The following is a 20274-nucleotide window of genomic DNA, read 5'->3' on the forward strand; positions in this document are numbered from 1 at the left end:
GAAATCAATTTCTGAAACTTCGGCAGAACAGAGTGCGGCCTCCAACACCCGAAGAGTCGCCATTTATGGCAACCTGCTTTGAGAACCGGATAGATTCATTAAGGCCACGGTTGAAAACTAAGCAATAAGCTCGCCAATACCGCGAAGGTGGACGATTTATTACTCGGGCATCGCTCCAGAACAGGAGACACGCGATGTAACATCCCTGCTGATCATAAACATAGCCGCGGTTACGCCACGCACCAGCACCGTGATGGTGCAGAATGCGGTCGATCACAGATTCTTCATCGTAGCGAAGGGTTTATCCGCTATGCTCTGGTGAAAACGGTCCATGTTTCTGAAGGAGAACCCATGAATACACAACGGAACGGATTGAGCAGCCAGCAAGCGCTGGACGAACTAGAACGCCTGTACGATGCAGCCGTTGACGCGCTGCGCAACGCCATTCGCGATTTCACCGCCACCGGACAGTTGCCGGATGAGGCCGCGCGTCAGCAAGGGCTGTTTGTTTATCCGCAGCTGCGCATCACCTGGCTGGGTGAAGGTCCGCAGCAAAATCGCACCCGCGCGTGGGGACGTTTTACCCATACCGGCAGCTACAGCACCACCATCACGCGCCCGGCGCTGCTGCGGCACTATCTCAGCGAGCAGCTGCAGATGCTGGAGAAGGAGTACGACGTGCTGATTGAGGTCGCGCCTTCACAGCAGGAAATTCCTTATCCTTATGTGATTGACGGCTTGTCACTGGACCGCTCAATGAGCGCCAGCATCGCACGCCATTTCCCCACCACCGAACTGTCGCAAATCGGTGATGAAACCGCCGACGGCCTGTTCCACGCCAATGCGATTTTCCCGCTGTCGCACTTTGACGCCCTGCGCACCGATTTCTCACTGGCACGCCTGCGCCATTACACCGGCACGAGCGTAGAGCACTTTCAGCCGTTCGTGCTGTTCACCAACTACACGCGCTACGTCGATGAGTTCGTGCGCTGGGCGATTGAGCAGGTGCAGGATCCCACCACGCCTTACGACAGCCTGGCCTGCGCCGGTGAAGTGGTGATCACCGCCGATACGCAAGACCCGACGGCGATGATGTCCGATCTGGCGTGGAAGAAACACCAAATGCCGGCCTGGCACCTGACGTCACCGAATCGTCGCGGCATTACGCTGGTGAACATCGGCGTGGGCCCATCCAATGCCAAAACCATCTGTGACCACCTGGCGGTGATTCGTCCGCACGCCTGGCTGATGATTGGCCACTGCGGCGGACTGCGCGAAAGCCAGACCATCGGCGACTATGTGCTGGCGCATGCCTACCTGCGCGACGATCACGTGCTGGATAGCGTACTGCCGCCAGATATCCCAATCCCCAGCATCGCCGAAGTGCAGCGCGCACTGTATGACGCCACCAAAGCGGTCAGCGGCATGCCCGGCGAGGAAGTTAAACAGCGCCTGCGCACCGGCACCGTGGTCACCACCGATGACCGTAACTGGGAGCTGCGCTACTCCGCTTCGGCGCTGCGCTTCAACCTGAGCCGCGCCGTAGCGGTTGATATGGAGAGCGCCACCATCGCCGCGCAGGGTTATCGCTTCCGCGTGCCTTACGGCACCTTGCTATGCGTATCCGATAAACCGCTGCATGGCGAGATCAAGCTACCGGGCCAGGCAAACCGCTTCTATGAAGGCGCAATCTCCGAGCACCTGCAGATTGGCATCTGCGCGGTAGAACTGCTACGAGCTGAAGGCGACAAGCTGCATTCGAGGAAGCTGAGAACCTTTAACGAGCCGCCGTTTAGGTAATCATGATGAGTTCCGGCCCATGAAGGGCCGGAACCGTGCAGTAAAGCGCGTCATGACATTTTCAAAACGATATTCTGCACAAACCACGCCAGCACCAGAAGGCCGGTCGGTATCATGATTTTCCAGGTGATGCTGTTGTTGAAGGCAGATATTTTATCCTCCAGCTGATTAAATCTCTGATCAACTCTTTCAAATCTTTGGTCAATTCTTTCAAATATTAGATCAATTTTGTCGAACTTCGGGTTGAGTTGATCCTGCATCCGCTCAAACTTTTTATCGAGACGTTGTTCAAGCGCCCCCAGCTCTCCCATAATCTCCACACGCATGACGCCCTGCTCGGCTCTGACCTTTTCGATATCCGCTTTAGTCGCAAAATGCTCTGAACGCGCGGTTAGCACAGCAACATCCATCTGAATCTGCTGCGTGGTTTTTTCCAGCTCTTCAACTCGTTTGGTGAGTTGTTCCATTTGATGATCTCCTTTGTTACCAACGTCAAAAATAAGCGGTGGGAACACACGAGTTGTATTGCTAATGGGGTAATCCATCACCGAATCCTCTTCCATCGCGCAGCTCAATCTTTCCACCTCACTGTTAGTGAAACAGATTTGCGCAGCGTTAACATTCCACGATCCCGCCATTCACAGCACATTTTTTGCGGGCAGGTTTAAATAACACGCACAGCCTGGGCTGTTTTGAGAGGGAAGGAAAGTGAGCATCAAAAAGGATTGCGAAGTGTCACGCAGAAAATAAACGAAGGGATGCAACAGCAGACACGGAAGCCCGAGCGGGCTTCCGTTAAGCAACATTTACGCGCTCAGCCAGCCCAGTTTGATAACAAACAGAATCGACAAAATGATCAGCGCCGGGTTGACCTCTTTGGTGCGGCCGCTCAGCAGTTTCACCACCGTCCAGGTGATGAAGCCGAACGCAATACCGTTGGCGATCGAGTAGGTCAGCGGCATGGTCAGCGCGGTCACGGTTACCGGCGCGGCGGTGGTGATATCTTTCCAGTCAATATCCGCCAGGCCAGACGCCATCAGCACCGCCACAAACAGCAGCGCTGGTGCGGTGGCATAAACCGGTACGCTGCCCGCCAGCGGCGAGAAGAACAGGCTGAGCAGAAACAGAATCGCCACCACAATCGCCGTCAGGCCGGTGCGGCCACCGGCGCTGACGCCGGCAGCAGATTCCACATAGCTGGTGGTGGTTGAAGTACCAAGCAGCGAGCCGAACAGCGCGGCGGCGCTATCTGCGATCAACGCACGGCCCATTTTCGGCACGTTGCCCTGCTCATCTGCCAGACCGGCGCGCTTGGTCACACCCAGCAAGGTGCCGGTGTTATCGAACACGTCCACGAACAGGAAAGCGAAGATTACGCTCACCAAACCGACGTTAAAGGCACCGGCGATATCCAGCTGCATAAAGGTTGGCGCGATAGAGGGCGGAGCGGAGAACACGCCACCAAACGGCGTCAGGCCAATGCCCATAGAAATGAAGGTCACCACCAGAATGCCGATTAGCACCGCACCGGTAACGCGACGCGCTTCCAGCACCACAATGATGAAGAAGCCGAGCAGCGCCAGCAGCGGACCCGGTTTGGTCAGATCGCCCAGGCCAACCAGCGTTGCTGGGTTATCCACCACGATACCCGCGCCTTCCAGCGCGATAATCGCCAGGAACAGACCGATACCGGCACCAATACCGGCACGCAGCGGCAGCGGAATGCTGTTAATAATCCACTCACGAATTTTGAAAAGCGACATGGCAAAGAAGATCACCGCCGACAAGAACACCGCGCCCAGCGCGACTTGCCAGGTGTAACCCATATGCAGCACCACGGTATAGGTGAAGAAGGCGTTGAGGCCCATGCCCGGTGCGAGTGCAATCGGATAGTTAGCGATCAGGCCCATTAACACACAGCCAATCGCCGCCGCCAGACAGGTCGCCACGAAGACCGCACCTTTATCCATGCCGGTTGCGCCGAGAATGCTCGGGTTAACAAACAGGATGTAAGCCATTGCCAGGAAGGTGGTGATACCCGCAATGATTTCGGTGCGAACCGTGGTGTTGTGCGCTTTTAGTTTGAAGAGTTTTTCTAACATCATCATCTCTCATGAGCGGAGTCGGCACGAATGCGCGCGCTCCTTGCCAATGTGGTTTACATGCTTATTGTTGTTTTGAAAGCGAAGCAAACTGGACAACAGGTTGTGAAACCTTGCGCTTTCCCCTGTCCATATAGCAATAGCTATGCCACTCCCCTACGCAATCGATTACGTTTTCATTTGCGGCTGCGGCTAAGATTATTCTGAACCAGAATGAGGCGCGATTATGGTGCATTGCACCAGCGCCGCGCAATCGTTTTCCTACCTGACGATGGTTTGGCAAAAAGAGTGCGGCACTGCACGCTTCCGCACTCTGCCAGGCGATGGCGCTCACGTTTCTGTTGCCTTAATCAGCAGGTAAAAAACATCGGGTTACACTGCTTTTAACCCTTTCGTAACAAAAGAGGCGCATCCATGAAGCCCGCGATTCTGGTGGTCGATGATGATCGTGCAGTGTGCGAATTGCTGCACGATGTGTTGAATGAACATGTATTTACCGTTTATTGCTGCCATCAGGGTAAAGATGCGCTAGCCCTGCTCACGCTACACCCGGAAATTTCACTGGTGATGCTGGATATGATGCTGCCAGACACCAACGGCTTGCTGGTGCTGCAACAGATGCAGCGGCAGCGTCCCGATCTGCTAGTGATCATGTTGACCGGCATGGGTTCGGAAGCGGATATGGTGGTGGGGCTGGAGATGGGCGCGGATGATTACATCGCTAAACCGTTCAATCCGCGCGTGGTAGTGGCTCGGGCACGCGCGGCGCTGCGACGCTGCGGACGGCTGGTGCAGCCGGAAGCGTTAGCGGATGAAGGTTGGCAATTTAACGGCTGGCGCCTCGACGATGCGCGCTGCCAGCTGTTCAATCCGCAGCGTGAAAGCGTGCCGCTAACGCAAGGTGAATACACGCTGCTGCGCGCGCTGGTGGCGCATGCGCGCAAGGTATTAACCCGCGATCAGCTGCTCGAACTGACGCACAGCGAAAGCCTTGAGGTGTTTGATCGCACTATTGATGTGCTGATTATGCGCCTGCGACGCAAGATAGAAATCAATCCGCATCAACCGAGCCTGATCCGCACCATTCGCGGTCTCGGCTATGTTTTCTCCGCCGACGTGATGCGCCCGGCCTCTTCGGCGCGCGAAACGCAAATCGCCTGATCCATCCAGCGCTGCATCTCGGCTAATGGCCGCGTGCCGTCCAGCGCGTTGGCGGCATGCAGATTAAAACAGGCGCAGGTGTGCGCCAGCTTCAGCGTTTCCGTCAGCGACCATCCTTCATGGCTGGCATAGAGCACACCGGCGCAAAACGCATCGCCCGCCCCCACGCTGCCAACGATCTCTTCTGGCGCTAAGCACCACGCCGGTTGCCAGCGCCCTTCGCCGTCCGCTTGCTGGCCCCACGCGCCTTCGGGTGCGTGGATCACCACGCGCTGACGTACGCCTTGCTGCATTAGCCAGGTCGCCGCCTCGGCAAACGCAGTCGGTGCGGCAAGCCCGTGCGGCGTGCGCAAACTGATGCCGGTAAGCGATTGCGCCTCCAGTTCGTTAATCACCAGATAATCGAGCCAGCGCAGCGCAGGCACCACCAGCGGTCGATATTCGCCCACGCGCGACACCAAATCGAGGGAGGTGAGATAGCCGCGCTGCTGCATCTGCGCCAGCAGCCGTGCGCTGCGCGTGCCGTATTGATCGTCCGGCACATCAAGGCTATCCAGCAGCAGTAAATACCCGAGATGGAAGATGCGATGGGACGTGAAGACGTCGGCGAAGTGCGCCAGATCGAGCTTGCCATTGGCGCCGCGCGCATGGAAGAAGGTGCGCTGGCCATCCGGCGTGGTCATCACCTGCGTCATCGCAGTATTGATGCTTGCGATGCGCTGCACAAACTGGCGGTCGATATGATGATCGTCCAGTAGTTGCAGGATGTAGTCGCCGTCGCTGTCCTCGCCTACTATGCCGACGCCCGCCAGCGGCAGATTCAGCTGCATGCGCGCCAGCGTAAACAGCACATTGAGCGCCGCGCCGCCGCTGCACTTCTCGCTGTGCTGAATCTCGGTTAGCCAGCCTTGTTCCGGCCAATGGCTGATGCGCTGCACGTGATCCACCAGCATGCTGCCGGCACCGATGATTCCGTTACGCACCATGCGGTTATGCCCTCCCGGCGCTGCCGAATACCTGCATCTGCTGCGCCACCACGTTGGCGATGTCGCGCTCTACCGCCATCAACAACTCAGCAAAGGCGTCGTAGCGCGCATCGCGTTGGGCGATCTGCGCTTCAATCGCCCCGAGCGCCGCCTGCGACATGCCGGTATAGAAATTGATTTTGTTGATGCCAAGGCTGACGGCGCGGCGGAAATCCGCATCGCTAATGCCGGAACCGCCATGCAGCACCAGCGGAATGCCGGCCGTCGCGCGAATCGCTGCCAGCCGGTCGAAGTCGAGTTTGGGTTCGCCTTTGTATTTGCCGTGCGCATTGCCAATCGCCACCGCCAGGCAATCAATGCCGGTGGAGTGTACAAAATCAGCGGCCTGCGCCGGATCGGTAAATTTATCGCTGTCGGCCTCGCCAAACAGCGCACCGCCTTCATCGCCGCCCACCGCACCGAGTTCGGCCTCCACCGACACGCCGAGCGCGTGACACATCTTCACCACCTCGCGCGTCTGGCGCACGTTCTCCTCATAGCTGAGCGTCGAGCCATCGAACATGACCGAGGTGAAGCCAAGGCGAATCGCCTGCATCACCGCCTCAAAATGCAGGCCATGATCGAGATGCAGCACCACCGGAATAGCGTGCAGCGCCGCTTCGGTACGCACCGCGGCAACCAAATGCTCGAGGCTGACATACTTAAAATGCACTTCAGCGATGCTGATAATAAACGGCGAGCGCTGCCGCTCAGCGGCCTGATAGAGCGCGCGCAGGAAATGGGTGTCGAGGACGTTAAACGCGCCAAGCGCGTAGCCGTTCTGTTGCGCATGGGCCAAACCCTGCGCCAGTGAAATCAGTGCCATATCAGGCTCCTTTAGGCCAGCCAGCGGTGATATTCGTTACATAGCAGCCAGCGCGGTGCTTCATCTTCATCCAGCGGATTGAAGCGCGCCAGCGGCGTGAGAAACACGTTGTCATGTTCGTCGTCGTTGGGCATCGAGACTTCACCCACCAGCACATCGCCGTAGCCCTCTTCGCCCCAAAAGCTGTGCCAGATGCCCGGCAACAAGGTAACGCTTTCGCCCGGCGATAAACGCAGCTGCGAACCGGCGGCGTGGGTTTGGCGGATGCCATCGAGCGTGACGTTCACCGCCGTATCAGCCAGCTGATTGCCCACACGGTTATGCAGCGTGACGATCAGATTGCCGCCGCCGCGATTGATAATGTCTTCCATCTTTTGCGGGTGATAATGCAGCGGCGTGACCTGCCCTTCGCGCACATGCATGATTTTTTCGGCATAAGGTTTGGCCCACGGCTGACCACCCCGCGAACCGTTGCGCAGTGTGAACAGGGTTAAACCGGTTTGATTGAAATCGTCAGCGCCGAAGCTGGTGACATCCCAGCCAAGATGCAGCGCCAGCAGTTCATCGGCGTCATGTTTATCGAGCGCGCGCCACTGGCTGAGGCCGTAATCGGCCCACGGCGGCAGATGCACATCCTGACGCATAAAGAATTCGCGGGTGCGTTGTAGGATCGCATTCACTTCTGAGCGTTGCATCTTCACCTCCTTTCCACGCTGGCCCTCACCCCAGCCTTCACCCGCAAGCAGGAGAGGGCGCTATTTGTCCCCTCTCCCATTTATGGGAGAGGGTTAGGGTGAGGGACAGCGGCTGCTTACTTCACCGTCCAGCCCTTGTAGCTGCTGACGCTGTTGCGATCGATCATCGTCACCGGAATCAGCACCGGCTTATCCGGCGCAGGCTTGCCCTGCAGGATGTCATAACCGATCTCCACCGCTTTCGCCGCCATCACCTGCGGATCCTGCGCTGGCGTGGCCACGAACAGCGAGCCTTTGCGTTTCAGCGCCTCTTCACCGTCTGGCGATCCATCGACGCCGACAATAAAGAACTCATTGCGCTGCGCCTGTTTCGCCGCCAGATCGGCACCAATCGCCGTTGGGTCGTTAATCGCGAACACTGCATCAATCTTCGGATTGGCCGACAGCAGCCCGGTCATCACTTCGAGGCCACCTTCGCGGCTGCCTTTGGCGTTCTGGTTGTAGGAGAGCAGCTTGATGTCCGGATGGGTTTTCAGCTCAGTCATGCAGCCTTCGACTCGGTTCTGCACCGCAGAAACCGGCGGTCCATTGATGATCACCACGTTGCCTTTGGCCTTCAGGCGGTCGGAGATGTATTTACACGCCATCGCGCCGGCGGCGGTGTTATCGGAGGTGATAGTGGCGTTAGCGCCGTCTGCTGCCACGTCGACCGCCACCACCACAATCCCGGCATCACGTGCACGTTTTACCGCGGGCGCGATACCTTTGGAATCGGCGGCGTTAAGGATGATCATGTCCACTTTAGCGGCGATGAAGTTGTCAATCTGCCCCACCTGCTGGCCGAGATCGTAGCCGCTGGAGACCAGCGTTACGTTGACTTTGTCGCCCGCCAGTTCACGCGCCTTCAGCTCCGCACCTTTGGTGATCTGCACGAAGAACGGGTTGGCGAGATCGCCGACGGTCACACCAATGGATTTCAGCTCTTTGGCCTGCACCAATGGCGCGCTCAGAAGCGTAGCCGCCAGCAGTCCGGTTAGAATCGGATTAAAACGCATAGTCGATGTTCTCCTGCTTTTTGGTTTTTATGATTAGTGCTCGCTGTCCCCCATCCCGGCCTTCCCCCGCAAGCGGGGGAAGGAGACGTTGCCACATGCAGCTTCAGTACGAACATATGGCAGCATCTTCCTCCCCCACTTGTGGGGGAGGACCGAGGAGGGGGACAGCCAGCACGATATAACTCAACCCACGTGATGCCGCGTCCGGTACTTATCGATCAACACCGCGATAATGATCACCGCGCCCTTAATCACTAACTGCCAGAAATAGGAGACGCCCATCAGCGTCATCCCGTTATTCAGCGTGGCGATAATCAGCGCACCAATCAGCGTGCCGGTGATGGTGCCGATGCCGCCGACAAAGCTGGTGCCACCGAGGATCACCGCCGCTATCGCATCCAGCTCGTAACCGACGCCAAGGTTGCCGTTGGCGCTGTAGAGCCGCGAGGCGCTCATCAATCCGGCCAGCCCCGACAGCAAGCCGCTCATGGCGTAGACAAACAGCAGCACCACGCTGACTTTGATGCCGGTCAGGCGCGCCGCCTGCACGTTGCCGCCAACGGCATAAATGTGTACGCCTAAGGTAGTGCGGCGCAGAATGAACCAGCACAGCGCGATCACCGCAAAGGCGATGATGATCAGCCACGGCACCGGCCCGAGATAGCCGTTGCCTATCCACTCAAAGTTGATGTCGGAGTTGATCACCGTGGTGCCGTTGGCCAGCAGATAAGCCGCGCCGCGCATCGCGGTGTAGGTGCCAAGCGTGACAATAAAGGGCGGCAGCCCCGCCCACGCCACCAGAATGCCGTTGAACAACCCCATAATCAGCCCGGCACCTAACGCCGCCGGAATCGTCAGTGACGCAAACGCCGGATCGAGCGACACCGCCATCGCCACCACCGCCGTGGTGCCGAGCATCGATCCCACCGACAAATCAATGCCGCCGGTGAGAATGACAAAGGTCATGCCCGCCGCCAGCACGATATTGATCGAGGCCTGACGCGTAATGTTGAGCAGATTGCCCTCGGTGAAGAAGTTCGGCGTGACAAAGCCGAACACCGCCACGATCAGGATCAAAATCGGCAGGATGCCGACGGTTTGCAGCAGGTCACTCATTAATGCGCGCTTGAGGGTGGGACTTTTTACGCGTGCGGATTCACTGGTCATTGCGCTCTCCTCAGGCCTGAACCGGCTGCGCGCCGGTGGCCAGTGTCATAATGTTTTCCTGGCTAATCTCTGCCCCACTCAACTCACCGGCGATGGCGCCTTCACGCATCACATAAACGCGGTCGCTCATGCCCACCACTTCCGGTAACTCGCTGGAGATCATTAAAATCGCCACGCCCTGCTGCGCCATCTGCTGCATCATGCGGTAGATCTCGCTCTTGGCACCGACATCAACGCCGCGCGTCGGCTCATCGAGAATCAGGATGCGCGGTGCAATTGCCACCCAGCGTGAAATCAGCAGCTTTTGCTGATTACCGCCGGACAAGCCGCCCGCGCGCACCTGCGCATGCGGCACGCGGATGTTCAGCGCATCAATCGCCTCGCTGGCAATCTTCTGCCCTTTGCGCCGATTGAGCAGGCCGTAGCTGGCATCGCGCTCCAGCGTCGCCATCACAATGTTGTCCTGCGCCGCCAGTTCGAGGAACAAGCCCTGCTCTTTGCGGTTCTCGGTGAGAAAACCGATGCCGCGTGCGATGGCGTCGCGCGGCGAGTGAATCTGCACTTTCACGCCGTCGATCCAGATCTCACCGCCGCTCGGTTGATGCACGCCAAAAATCAGCTGCGCCAGTTCACTGCGCCCGGCGCCGACCAGCCCCGCCAGCCCGACAATCTCGCCGGCACGCACCGACAGGCTGCTGGGACGCACTTTGTGTTTATCGCACAGGTGATTGACGGCGAGACGGATGTCGCCGAGCGGAATATCGCGGTCTTTGTTAAACAGATCGCTGAGCGGACGCCCGACCATCATGCGCACCAGCTCGCTGGCGTTGAGCTGCTCGCGCGTCAGGCTGCCGACGTACTGCCCGTCGCGCAGCACGCTCACGCGATCGGATAGCTCATACACTTCCGCCATGCGATGGCTGATGTAGATGATCGCCATGCCTTCGCTGCGCAGTCGTTTAATCAGCGCAAACAGCTGCTCGGTTTCACGATTGGAGAGTGCGGCTGTCGGCTCATCCATCACCAGAATGCGGCTGTTGCGGTGCAGCGCGCGGGCGATTTCCACCTGCTGCTGCTCGGCAATACTCAGGCGGCTCACCAGATCGGTGGCGCTGAACTGCGCACCCAGGCGATCAATCACCCGCTGCGCCTCTTCCGCCATCTGGCGACGCTTCACCAGGCCTCCACGCGTGATTTCACTGCCGAGAAAGATGTTCTCCGCCACCGTCAAATTGGGTGCCAGATTGATCTCCTGATAAATCAGGGTGATGCCCGCCGCCAACGCCTCTTTTGGGCCTTTTATGACATACGGCTGGCCGTCGATAAGAATTTCCCCGCTGCTGGCGGTATAGGCGCCGGCCAGAATTTTCATCAAAGTACTTTTGCCCGCGCCGTTTTCGCCCATCAGCGCATGCACTTCACCGGGCCAGACCGTGAGATCCACGCCCTTGAGCGCATAGAAGTTGCCGAAGCGTCGGGTGATTCCCCGCATGGAGAGTATCGGTGTGGCATCCATTTACAGACTCCTGCTGGCAAAGGTTGCAGCGAGTAAAACCTGCTTAGATAAATGGAAAATGTCAGAGGCCATTCATATTTGTCATATTTCGCCCCGATCGCGCTTCTATACTCGCCAGCAGTTGAGCGGTAAGGAGTGGCAGCCATGAGTCACAGTCTGCACTGGCACGCGGGCGCGCGTAGTCGCCTGCTGCTGTTTAATCTGCTGGTGATGTCGGTGACGCTGGCGGTGAGCCTGGTCGCGATTTTTGGATTTCGCCACGCAGGTCACATTCAGGAACAGGCGCAGGCACAAACGCTGGCCGATATGAACGGCAGCCTGGCGCTGGCGCGCGACACCGCCAATGTGGCCATTGCGGCGGTGCGGTTATCGCAGGTGGTCGGCGCGCTGGAGTATCAGAGCGAATCGGCGCGCCTGCAGCAAACGCAGCGGGAACTGCAACAGTCGCTGAGCTTGCTGGCAAGTGCGCCGCTGGCGGCACAGCAGCCGCAGCTGCTAGCGCGTATTCGTGAGCGCAGCCAGACGCTGGAACAAACCATTAATCAATTGCTGCGCGCCGGGCATCAGCGCCATCTGCAGCGCAACGTGATGCTGAGCGGCTTGTGGCAATCGCAGCTGTTACTCAATCGCATTGACCTGCTTACGCGCACCGATTCCCCTTCTGCCGCGCTGCGTCAGCAAACCCACAGCTTATTCAGCGTGGCGATTCAATCCAGCGCGCCGCAGGCCGCGGTGCAGCAGCTGCAATCGGTGCTGCGCCAGTGGCAAGCGTTAAGGCTTAACGGCGCGCTGAATACTCAGGTGCAGCGGCTGATCGCCACCAGCACGGATTTGCAGCCGGTGGCGCAGCAGCTGGAGCAGAGTGATATCGCTATTGCCTACGCTACCTATCGCATCAAAGCGCTGGTGGCGATGCTCAACGACGACATCACCCATTATGTGCAGCTGGTGGCGCAACAGAGTGACGCCCGCAGCGCGGTGACGCATGCAGAGCTGGATTCGATCATCGGCTTTATCGGCCTGTTTATGCTGCTGGCGCTGCTGATCACCGGTTACGCCGGTTACTACATCTACCGTAATCTCGGTTCGAGTCTGACCGCCATCGCCCACGCCATGACGCGGCTGGCGCAGGGTGAAAAGAGCGTCAACGTGCCGGGCCTTGCGCGGCGCGATGAGCTGGGCGATCTGGCGCGCGCCTTTAACGTGTTTGCGCGCAATACGGCGTCGCTGGCGCACACGTCGCGCCTGCTAAAAGAGAAAAGCAACCAGCTGGAATCGACCTTTCTCGCCATGCGCGACGGCTTTGCGCTGTTTGATAACAGCGGTCAGCTGGTGGTATGGAATGCGCAATATGCCGAGCTGCTCGGCATCGCGCCGCGTGAACTGCATCGCGGTTTGCACTATCAGCAGCTACTCAAACGCGTCGATGTCGAGCTCAACGGAATAGCCGATGCGCAGGAAGTGCGGCTGGCGGATGGTCGCACGCTGGAGCTGCGCTTCAGCCCGGTGCCACGGCGCGGCATGGTGAATACCGTGCTGGAGCGCACCACGCGCAAGGCGCTGGAGGAAGCGCTGCTGCACAGCCAGAAGATGAAAGCGGTGGGACAGCTGACCGGCGGACTGGCGCACGACTTCAATAATCTGCTGGCGGTGATCATCGGCAGCCTGGCGTTAACCGTCGATCAGCTACCGCCCGGCACGCTCGCCAGCCGCATCGAACGCGCACGTCAGGCTGCCGACCGTGCGGCGCAGCTGACGCAGCGCTTGCTGGCCTTCTCACGTAAGCAGGCGCTCTATCCGCGCGCGGTGTCGGTGGTGGAGCTGGTGGATAATCTGCATTCACTGCTGCAGCACGCGCTGCTGCCCGGCCAGCAGCTGGTGATCGATGCGCAGCGTCCCGGCTGGCCAGCGTGGATCGATGCCGGCCAGCTGGAGAACGCGCTGATCAATCTGGTGGTCAACGCGCGCGATGCCATGGCGCAGCAGAGCGGCGAAATCCGCCTGCGTATCTGGAATCAGCGTAAACAGGAAGTCGACGGCAAGCGCGATCGCGTCACCATTGAAGTGATCGATCACGGCTGCGGCATGTCGGCCGAAGTGCGTGAACAGGTGTTTGAGCCGTTCTTCACCACCAAAGCCATCGGCAGCGGCAGCGGTTTGGGCTTATCGATGGTGTATGGCTTTGTGCGGCAATCCGGCGGCCAGATTGAGCTGGAAACCGCGCCGGGACAAGGCACCACCGTGCGGCTGTTATTACCGCGCGCGCCCGAAGCGGCGCAACCGCTCAGCGTGCCGCCGCCGCTGGTACCGCAGGCCAGCAATGATCGGCTGGTGTTGGTGCTGGATGATGAACCGACGGTGCGGCAAACGCTGTGCGAACATCTGCATCAGCTGGGTTATCTGACGCTGGAGTGTGGCGACGGCGAAAGCGCGCTGAGGCTGCTGCGCCAGACGCCGGATATCGATCTGTTAATCAGTGATTTGATGCTGCCGGGCGGCATTAATGGCGCGGATGTGATTCGCCAGGCGCAGGCGCAGTGGCCGCATCTGGCAACGGTGTTGATCAGCGGTCAGGATCTGCGCCAGACGCAGGTCACGCTGCCGCTGTGTGAGCGGCTGGCGAAACCCTGGCATCAGGCGCAGCTGGTGCAGGCGCTGGAGCGCGCCTGGCAGCGCAGTGAACGGCTTAGTCGCGCGCGGCAGGCTGCCACAACGGCACCCCTTTCCCCGTGATGTAACGTTTACGCAGCTTGCTGGAGACCACATCCATGATCATCACCACCGCCACCAGAATCAGGGTCAGGAACATCACCACATCCCAGTTCCATAAACGCATGTTCTCGGCATACACCAGGCCGACGCCGCCCGCGCCAACAAAGCCCAGCACCGCTGCGGAGCGGGTGTTGGACTCAATCTGATACAGGCTGAGCGCGAGGAAGGTCGGGAACGATTGGGTGAAAATGCCGTAGCGATGTTTTTGCAGGATGTTCGCGCCTACCGCGCTGAGACCGCGACTCGGCGAACGCTCCACCGCTTCATGCCCTTCGGCGTAGAGTTTGCCGAGCAGGCCGACATCCTGCATCACGATCGCCAGCACGCCGGCCAGCGGTCCCATGCCGACGGCGCGCACGAAGATCAGCCCCCAAATCGCCATATCGATGCCGCGCAGCACATCCAGTACGCGACGCACCACCAGCGCAATCGGACGCGTCAACGGATCGTGCATCACGTTGCGCGCCGCCAGGAACGAGACCGGCAAGGCGATGAGTGACGCGGTCAACGTGCCGGAAAACACAATTGCCAGCGTAATCCCGACTTGCGTGAAGTAGTAAGCAAACGGCCAGTTAAGGAAGTCCTGCCAGACAAACATACGCAGGAAATAGCGGCTGAGCTGCTGGCAGCCGATGAGAAAACGGCTCCACTCAATGCCAAAGAATTCGAAAAAGAACAGGTAATAGAGCGCGATGGCCAGCGCCACCAGCGCAACGCGGCGCAGATAGCGATTTTGCGCAGCAAACAGGGCGGCATGCTCCTGCTTGAGTTTGGCGACATCCGGCGCTAGGGCGATCATGATACGTCTCCTTCCACTACGCGGCGACGCAGCCAGCCGGACAGCGTATCCAGCAGCGACACCACCACAATGATCAGCAACAGCGTGATGCTGACCTGATCGTAACGATCGAGTTTGATATTGGTCATCAGCTCTTGCCCGATACCGCCCGCGCCCACCAACCCAAGGATGGTGGAGGAGCGGAAGTTGATCTCCAGACGCATAAAGCTGTAGGAGAGAAACGTCGGTTTAACCTGCGGCCAAAAGGCAAAGCGCATGCGCTGCAGTTTGCTGGCGCCGCACGCCGCAAGGCCGCGTACCGGTTTATCCGACGCGCTCTCAATCGCTTCGTAAAACAGTTTGGTCAGGCTGCCGACGGTGTGCAGCGCCAGCGCAAGGAAGCCGGGAATGGCCCCAATGCCAAACGCCATCACGAACATCACCGCCCACGCCAGTTCGGGCATGGTGCGCAGGAAGGCGACAAACGCGCGGATTGCCATGCGCAGGCTGCGCGGTGTTTGGGTGTTGTCGGCGGCGAAGAACGCCAGCACGCCAGCCACCGCCACCGCCACGATGGTGGACGACAGCGCCAGTTGTAAGGTTTCCCAGATCAGCGGCAGCTGGAAATGCAGGCGATAGCCCCAGTAAGCCAGCGATCCCTCGGTTTTCACATCGGAGAAGAGTTCCGACCAATGCAGCACCGGCAGCGTTTCGCCAATGTAATCGAAAAAGTGTGGCAGCGACTGCCAGACGGTGAGCAGATTAAATTCCGCCATCTTGCCCGCGGCCAGATAGAGCGCCAGTAACAGCAGCGACCACAGCAGCGAGTCGCGCTTTTGCTGGCGGCGGATGCGTTGGTAGTAGTGTTCGAAATCGGTCAAGGGGGGAATTCCTGTTGGTTGGGGACTTGCTGGATGGTGCTCGCTGTCCCCCTCCTCGGTCCTCCCCCATTAATGGGGGAGGAAGATGCTGCAAAATGCAGCTCCGAAGTCGCATGTGGCAGCATCTCCTTCCCCACTTGTGGGGGAAGGCCGGGATGGGGGACAGCCAGCACGGACCGAGGAGGGGGACAGCGAGCACCGACCGAGGAAGGTAACAGCAAGCACCCCACCACAACTAACCGCGCGTACCCTTCATCAAATCACGCTTCATATCGATGATATTCTGGTAATCCGCCACGGTAGCTGGACCGATGTGCTGGGCACCGCCAACCGCTTTAACAAAGCAGCCGTGATCTTCTTTATCCAGTTTCTTGATGGTGGCCACCACTTTCGCTTTGAAGTCAGCGGGCAGATTATTGCTCACCAGAATCGGACCGTTCGGGATCAGCGGCGACTGCCAGATAATGCGGATCTGCTTCATCAGATCCGGATGATCCATACGAATTAAACGACCAAAGGCACCCGAGGTATAACCGGTTTCGCGGTCACCAATCAGCGACGTCCAGGTTACTGCGCCTTCGAACTGGCCGTTCAGCACGCCGAGGATGTCCTGCTCGTGACCGCCGGAGAAGGTGACGCTGGAGAAGGTGTTGTTGTACTTATCGTCCACCGTGCCGCCAAACTCTTTCTTGAACGCCTGGTTCGGCATCAGGAAGCCGGAAGTGGAATCCGGATCGGCCATGCCGAACGATTTGCCTTTTAGGTCTTCCAGCTTTTGGTAGGGGCTGTCGGCTTTCACGATCACCACTGAGTGATAACCCTGCGAACCGTCTTTGTCGTCCACCACGATGCCCACCACATCCACCGCTTTCGGGTTCTGCAGATAAACCGAGGCAAACGAGGCGGGCGACATGCTCAGCACCAGGTCGATTTTGTTGCCCAGCAAGCCCTGAATCACGCCTGAATAGTCAGACGAGTTGCGCAGTTTGGTATCCACCTGCAGCTCTTTATCGAAGAAATCTTTCACGCATTGGTTATCACCAATCTGCTGCGTGGCGTTCTGGCCGCCAAGAATCCCGAGGTTCAACTCTTTTGGTGCATCCGCTGCGTTTGCGCCAAATGCCATCGCAATAGTCAGTAAAGCTAAAGAAGTCAGTTTCATTCTTAGGTTTTCTCTTGCCGTGGGAGTTAGTGGAGCTGGTTAATTTCGTCGCCGTACAGCTCATGCATCAGGCCGTCGGTCAACCGGGAAGGATGTCCATCAAACAGCACTTTGCCGCGCTGAATACCGATGACGCGGGTGCAGTAGCTTTTTACCAATTCAATTGAGTGCAGGTTCACCATTACGCTGATGCCCTGCTCGCTCACCTGACGCAGCACGTCCATGATGCGCTTGGTGTTTTTCGGATCGAGTGACGCCACCGGTTCGTCCGCCAGCAAAATGCGCGGGTTCTGCATCAGCGCCCGGCAAATCGCTACGCGCTGCATCTGGCCGCCAGAGAGATTTTCCGCACGCTGCAGCGCCTGCGGCAGCATGTTCATCCACTGCAGCAGTTCGATAGCGCGGGCGCGGTCGGTTTCGGAGAAGACTTTGAAGAACGATTTTAGCGTCGAGGTTTGGCTTAAACGACCGAGCAGCACGTTGGTCAGCACGTCGAGGCGCGGCACCAGACAGAAGTCCTGGAAGATCATGCCGCATTCGCTGCGCCACTCACGCATCTGGCGGCTGTTCAGCGTCACCACATCGCGATCCACTTCGCCGTGACGATTGCTAAGGATCGCGCCCTGCGAAGCGCCGATCGTGCCGTTGAGCATGTGTAACAGTGTCGATTTGCCTGCGCCCGAGCGGCCAATCACCGCCACCAGCTCGCCCGCATGCAGATCGAAGCTGACGTTATCCAGCACCTGGTTGGCGCCGTACGCTTTGCACAATCCCTGCACCGACAGCACCTTGTTGCCCTGCCCGGTAACGTGCGGGAAGGGATTGTCGACAACGGTTTTCAGTAATGCCTGTGCCATGTTGCACTCCATCTCTTCTGAGCTGTTGATTGCACGCTATTACGGGCAAAACGGATGAAAGCTTGATGACAGTAAAATGATTAAACGGTGACAGCGGCTGGATCGGTCAGCAACTGGCGCAGCGTTAGCAGTGTTTCGCTCAACGCACCATCATTATTCAACGCATAACAGTGCGCAGGCAGCGGTTCGGCGGCACGCGCCAGCCGTTGCGCGATCTCCGCTTCTGTCTCGCGCCCACGCTGCCGTAAACGCGCTTCCAGCACCGCTGGCGAAACCTGTAACACCAGCGGCAGCAGCTGCGTGCCGTAATGCTGCTGCACCATCGGCAGATGCAGGCGAGAACCGTTCACCAGCACGTTCATTCCGCGCGCCAGCCACAGATCGATCTCCTCGCCCAGCCCGTAATACATGCCGTGCGCCTGCCAGCTGACGGCGAACAACCCCAGCGCCTCACGCCGTCGAAACTCGGCTTCGCTTAGCGCCACATGGTTCTCGCCACCCGCATCGGCGGCGCGCGTAATGTAGCGATGGGCGATCAGCAGATTCTCCGGCGGCGCCTCGCGCAGCGCGTTCAGCAGGCTGTCTTTGCCCGCGCCCGAAGGCCCGGTAAGCCAGATCAGGCGCGCCATCAGAACACCCGCTTGCCTTGCGACCAGACGTGACGAATGTGCGAATGACCATGATCGGTATGCACCAGTACTAAATCGGCACGCAGTCCTTCGGCGATGCGCCCGCGATCCTGCAGGCCAATCGCCCGCGCCGGATTGCGGGTCACCAGCGCGGCCGCCTGCGGCAGCGTCAGCGTGTTGCGCTCATCGGCCACCAGCCGGAACACCGCATCGAGCAAGCTGGCGGGATAGTAGTCGGAGGAGAGAATATCCAGCAGGCCGTGACTCGCCAGTTCCGCTGCCGCCACGTTGCCGGAGTGCGAGCCGCCGCGCACGATGTTGGGCGCGCCCATCAGCACCTGCATGCCGCAGTCACGTGATGAGCGTGCCGCCTCCAGCGTGGTGGGAAATTCGGCGATGGCGCTGCCGACCGCATGCGATTCGGCAACGTGCGCCGCCGTGGCATCATCGTGGCTGGCCAGCGGAATGCCGCGCGAGCGGCACAAGCTGGCGATGGCGTTGCGGTTAGGCGTGGAGAACTCGGCGGCCAGCGCCAGCTGCTCACGCTCAAACTGATCCATCTGCTCGTCGTTGAGCTGATATTTGCCCTGATAATAGGTGCGATACATCTCCAGCGAGGCGTACTGGCGCTGGCCCGGCGAGTGATCCATCAGCGACACCAGCGACAGCTCCGGCGTGTTGATCAGCGCTTCGAACAGCGGCAGCGTGGTGTTGTGCGGCAGCTCGCAGCGCAGATGCAAATGGTGATCGGCGCGGTTAATCCCTTTGCGATTGCTGTCCTGAATCGCGTCGATCATTTTGGTGAGATTATCCAGACGATGGCCGCCATCGCGGACGTCGCCGACGCCAATCGCATCCAGCACCGTGGTGATGCCGCTGGCGGCCATCAGCGCATCGTGGCTGCTCATCGCCGAATAGGCGGGCCAATCCACCTTCGGGCGCGGCGTAAAGAACTTGTCGAGGTTATCGGTGTGCAGCTCCACCAAACCCGGCAGCAGGAAGGCGTTTTCGCCATCCAGCGCGCCCGGCTGTTGGCTGACGCTGTCGCTAAAGCTGGCGATGCGCCCGTCACGGATTTCCAGCGATCCCGTTACCACTTCGTTTTCCAGCACCAGCTGGACGTTGTTGACGATCATGCTTCTGCTCCTGCTTGCATTGGCTGCATGACGTGCAGGCGATCGGCCACGCGTGCGCGCACCGCTTCGTCATGGAAAATTCCGACAATGGCGGCACCGCGGGCGCGCGCCTGTTCAATCAGTTCCACCACCGCCGCACTGTTGGCGCTGTCGAGCGAGGCGGTTGGCTCATCCAGCAGCAGCACCGGATAGTCGGCGATAAAGCCGCGCGCGATGTTGACGCGCTGCTGTTCGCCGCCGGAGAAAGTGGACGGCGCCAGTGACCATAAACGCTCCGGCACGTTGAGGCGCGTCAGCAGCTCTTTGGCGCGCTTTTCGCAGAAAGCGCGCTCGGTGCCGCGCTCCAGCAGCGGTTGCATCACAATCTCCAGCGTGGGCACGCGCGGGATGACGCGCAAAAACTGGCTGACCCAGCCGACGGTGTGGCGGCGAATCGCCAGAATCTGGCGGGCGGGCGCGTTGGCCATGTCGATCCATTCGCCCTGATGTTGCAGCCAGATGTGACCGCTGTTGGCCTGATAGTTGCCGTACAGCGCGCGCAGCAGCGTGGATTTGCCGCTGCCGGAGCGGCCATGCAGCACCACGCATTCGCCACCGCTGACGTCAAGATTGGCGTCCTGCAATACCGGCAGCGCGGCGCCGCTTTGGTTGTGCAGCACAAAGGTTTTGCTCAGATGCTCTACGCGCAATAAAGGTTGCATAGTGATGTCCG

General features: G+C 59.3%; 19 protein-coding genes. 3 read left to right on the forward strand and 16 right to left on the reverse strand.

Annotation, left to right across the window (positions count from 1 at the left end; genetic code table 11):
- The first annotated feature begins 351 nt into the window (after positions 1 to 351).
- Positions 352 to 1800 (forward strand): AMP nucleosidase, encoded by a 1449-nt coding sequence (locus tag FCN45_RS12000; protein WP_110868358.1) that lies wholly within the window; start codon positions 352 to 354, stop codon positions 1798 to 1800.
- A 50-nt stretch (positions 1801 to 1850) separates the two neighbouring features.
- On the opposite strand, the gene FCN45_RS12005 is transcribed toward FCN45_RS12000, so the two are convergent.
- The 3 genes from FCN45_RS12005 to FCN45_RS12015 all read right to left on the reverse strand — a co-directional run bounded on the left by FCN45_RS12005 (position 1851) and on the right by FCN45_RS12015 (position 4236).
- On the reverse strand, positions 1851 to 2345 hold the full coding sequence (locus FCN45_RS12005; RefSeq protein ID WP_246862526.1) for a hypothetical protein: 495 nt from the start codon (positions 2343 to 2345) through the stop codon (positions 1851 to 1853).
- Positions 2346 to 2606: 261 nt separating this feature from the next.
- Positions 2607 to 3905 carry an NCS2 family permease gene (locus FCN45_RS12010; RefSeq protein WP_008105472.1) on the reverse strand — a complete coding sequence of 433 codons (1299 nt, stop codon included), beginning with the start codon at positions 3903 to 3905 and terminating at the stop codon, positions 2607 to 2609.
- A gap of 61 nt (positions 3906 to 3966) precedes the next feature.
- A complete protein-coding gene (locus tag FCN45_RS12015) occupies positions 3967 to 4236 on the reverse strand; it encodes a hypothetical protein (protein ID WP_137386057.1) in 270 nt (89 codons plus the stop codon).
- An 80-nt stretch (positions 4237 to 4316) separates the two neighbouring features.
- On the opposite strand from FCN45_RS12015, the gene FCN45_RS12020 reads away from it, so the two are divergent.
- On the forward strand, positions 4317 to 5063 hold the full coding sequence (locus FCN45_RS12020) for a response regulator (RefSeq protein ID WP_137386058.1): 747 nt from the start codon (positions 4317 to 4319) through the stop codon (positions 5061 to 5063).
- Here the strand turns inward: FCN45_RS12020 and FCN45_RS12025 are convergent.
- From FCN45_RS12025 to FCN45_RS12055, 6 genes are all read right to left on the reverse strand, one after another.
- Positions 5000 to 6049, reverse strand: coding sequence for a carbohydrate kinase family protein (locus FCN45_RS12025; protein WP_137386059.1), 1050 nt, complete (start codon positions 6047 to 6049; stop codon positions 5000 to 5002). The two genes, FCN45_RS12020 and FCN45_RS12025, sit on opposite strands and share 64 nt — an antisense overlap.
- Before the next feature lie 4 nt (positions 6050 to 6053).
- Positions 6054 to 6914: a ketose 1,6-bisphosphate aldolase gene (locus FCN45_RS12030; protein ID WP_101762806.1), complete on the reverse strand. Its 861-nt coding sequence runs from the start codon at positions 6912 to 6914 to the stop codon at positions 6054 to 6056.
- 11 nt (positions 6915 to 6925) lie between these two features.
- The gene (locus tag FCN45_RS12035; protein ID WP_137386060.1) at positions 6926 to 7609 is read right to left on the reverse strand and encodes a D-lyxose/D-mannose family sugar isomerase; all 684 of its coding nucleotides are present in this window, start codon (positions 7607 to 7609) and stop codon (positions 6926 to 6928) included.
- A gap of 116 nt (positions 7610 to 7725) precedes the next feature.
- Positions 7726 to 8664 (reverse strand): ABC transporter substrate-binding protein, encoded by a 939-nt coding sequence (locus FCN45_RS12040; RefSeq protein WP_101762808.1) that lies wholly within the window; start codon positions 8662 to 8664, stop codon positions 7726 to 7728.
- Positions 8665 to 8847: 183 nt separating this feature from the next.
- Positions 8848 to 9831, reverse strand: coding sequence for a ribose ABC transporter permease (locus FCN45_RS12050; protein WP_101762809.1), 984 nt, complete (start codon positions 9829 to 9831; stop codon positions 8848 to 8850).
- Positions 9832 to 9841: 10 nt separating this feature from the next.
- Positions 9842 to 11347, reverse strand: a complete 1506-nt coding sequence (locus FCN45_RS12055) for a sugar ABC transporter ATP-binding protein (RefSeq protein ID WP_101762810.1) — start codon at positions 11345 to 11347, stop codon at positions 9842 to 9844.
- A 144-nt stretch (positions 11348 to 11491) separates the two neighbouring features.
- On the opposite strand from FCN45_RS12055, the gene FCN45_RS12060 reads away from it, so the two are divergent.
- Complete coding sequence (locus FCN45_RS12060; RefSeq protein WP_137386061.1) at positions 11492 to 14080, forward strand: ATP-binding protein; 2589 nt, start codon at positions 11492 to 11494, stop codon at positions 14078 to 14080.
- Here the strand turns inward: FCN45_RS12060 and phnE (FCN45_RS12065) are convergent.
- The 7 genes from phnE (FCN45_RS12065) to phnL all read right to left on the reverse strand — a co-directional run bounded on the left by phnE (FCN45_RS12065) (position 14034) and on the right by phnL (position 20263).
- The gene (gene phnE, locus FCN45_RS12065; RefSeq protein ID WP_137386062.1) at positions 14034 to 14918 is read right to left on the reverse strand and encodes a phosphonate ABC transporter, permease protein PhnE; all 885 of its coding nucleotides are present in this window, start codon (positions 14916 to 14918) and stop codon (positions 14034 to 14036) included. The genes FCN45_RS12060 and phnE (FCN45_RS12065) overlap by 47 nt on opposite strands.
- Positions 14915 to 15778, reverse strand: coding sequence for a phosphonate ABC transporter, permease protein PhnE (gene phnE, locus FCN45_RS12070; protein WP_137386063.1), 864 nt, complete (start codon positions 15776 to 15778; stop codon positions 14915 to 14917). The genes phnE (FCN45_RS12065) and phnE (FCN45_RS12070) overlap by 4 nt, the downstream gene beginning before the upstream one ends.
- A gap of 235 nt (positions 15779 to 16013) precedes the next feature.
- Positions 16014 to 16940, reverse strand: a complete 927-nt coding sequence (phnD, locus tag FCN45_RS12075) for a phosphonate ABC transporter substrate-binding protein (protein WP_110868351.1) — start codon at positions 16938 to 16940, stop codon at positions 16014 to 16016.
- 26 nt (positions 16941 to 16966) lie between these two features.
- Positions 16967 to 17797 (reverse strand): phosphonate ABC transporter ATP-binding protein, encoded by an 831-nt coding sequence (gene phnC / locus FCN45_RS12080; protein WP_137386064.1) that lies wholly within the window; start codon positions 17795 to 17797, stop codon positions 16967 to 16969.
- 80 nt (positions 17798 to 17877) lie between these two features.
- A complete protein-coding gene (gene phnN / locus FCN45_RS12085; RefSeq protein ID WP_137386065.1) occupies positions 17878 to 18426 on the reverse strand; it encodes a ribose 1,5-bisphosphokinase in 549 nt (182 codons plus the stop codon).
- Complete coding sequence (gene phnM, locus FCN45_RS12090; protein WP_137386066.1) at positions 18426 to 19562, reverse strand: alpha-D-ribose 1-methylphosphonate 5-triphosphate diphosphatase; 1137 nt, start codon at positions 19560 to 19562, stop codon at positions 18426 to 18428. The genes phnN and phnM overlap by 1 nt, the downstream gene beginning before the upstream one ends.
- Positions 19559 to 20263, reverse strand: a complete 705-nt coding sequence (gene phnL / locus FCN45_RS12095; protein ID WP_222233639.1) for a phosphonate C-P lyase system protein PhnL — start codon at positions 20261 to 20263, stop codon at positions 19559 to 19561. The genes phnM and phnL overlap by 4 nt, the downstream gene beginning before the upstream one ends.
- Between the last annotated feature and the right edge of the window lie 11 nt (positions 20264 to 20274).

The organism is Pantoea sp. SO10, assembly GCF_005281435.1.
Taxonomy (GTDB): domain Bacteria; phylum Pseudomonadota; class Gammaproteobacteria; order Enterobacterales; family Enterobacteriaceae; genus Pantoea; species Pantoea leporis.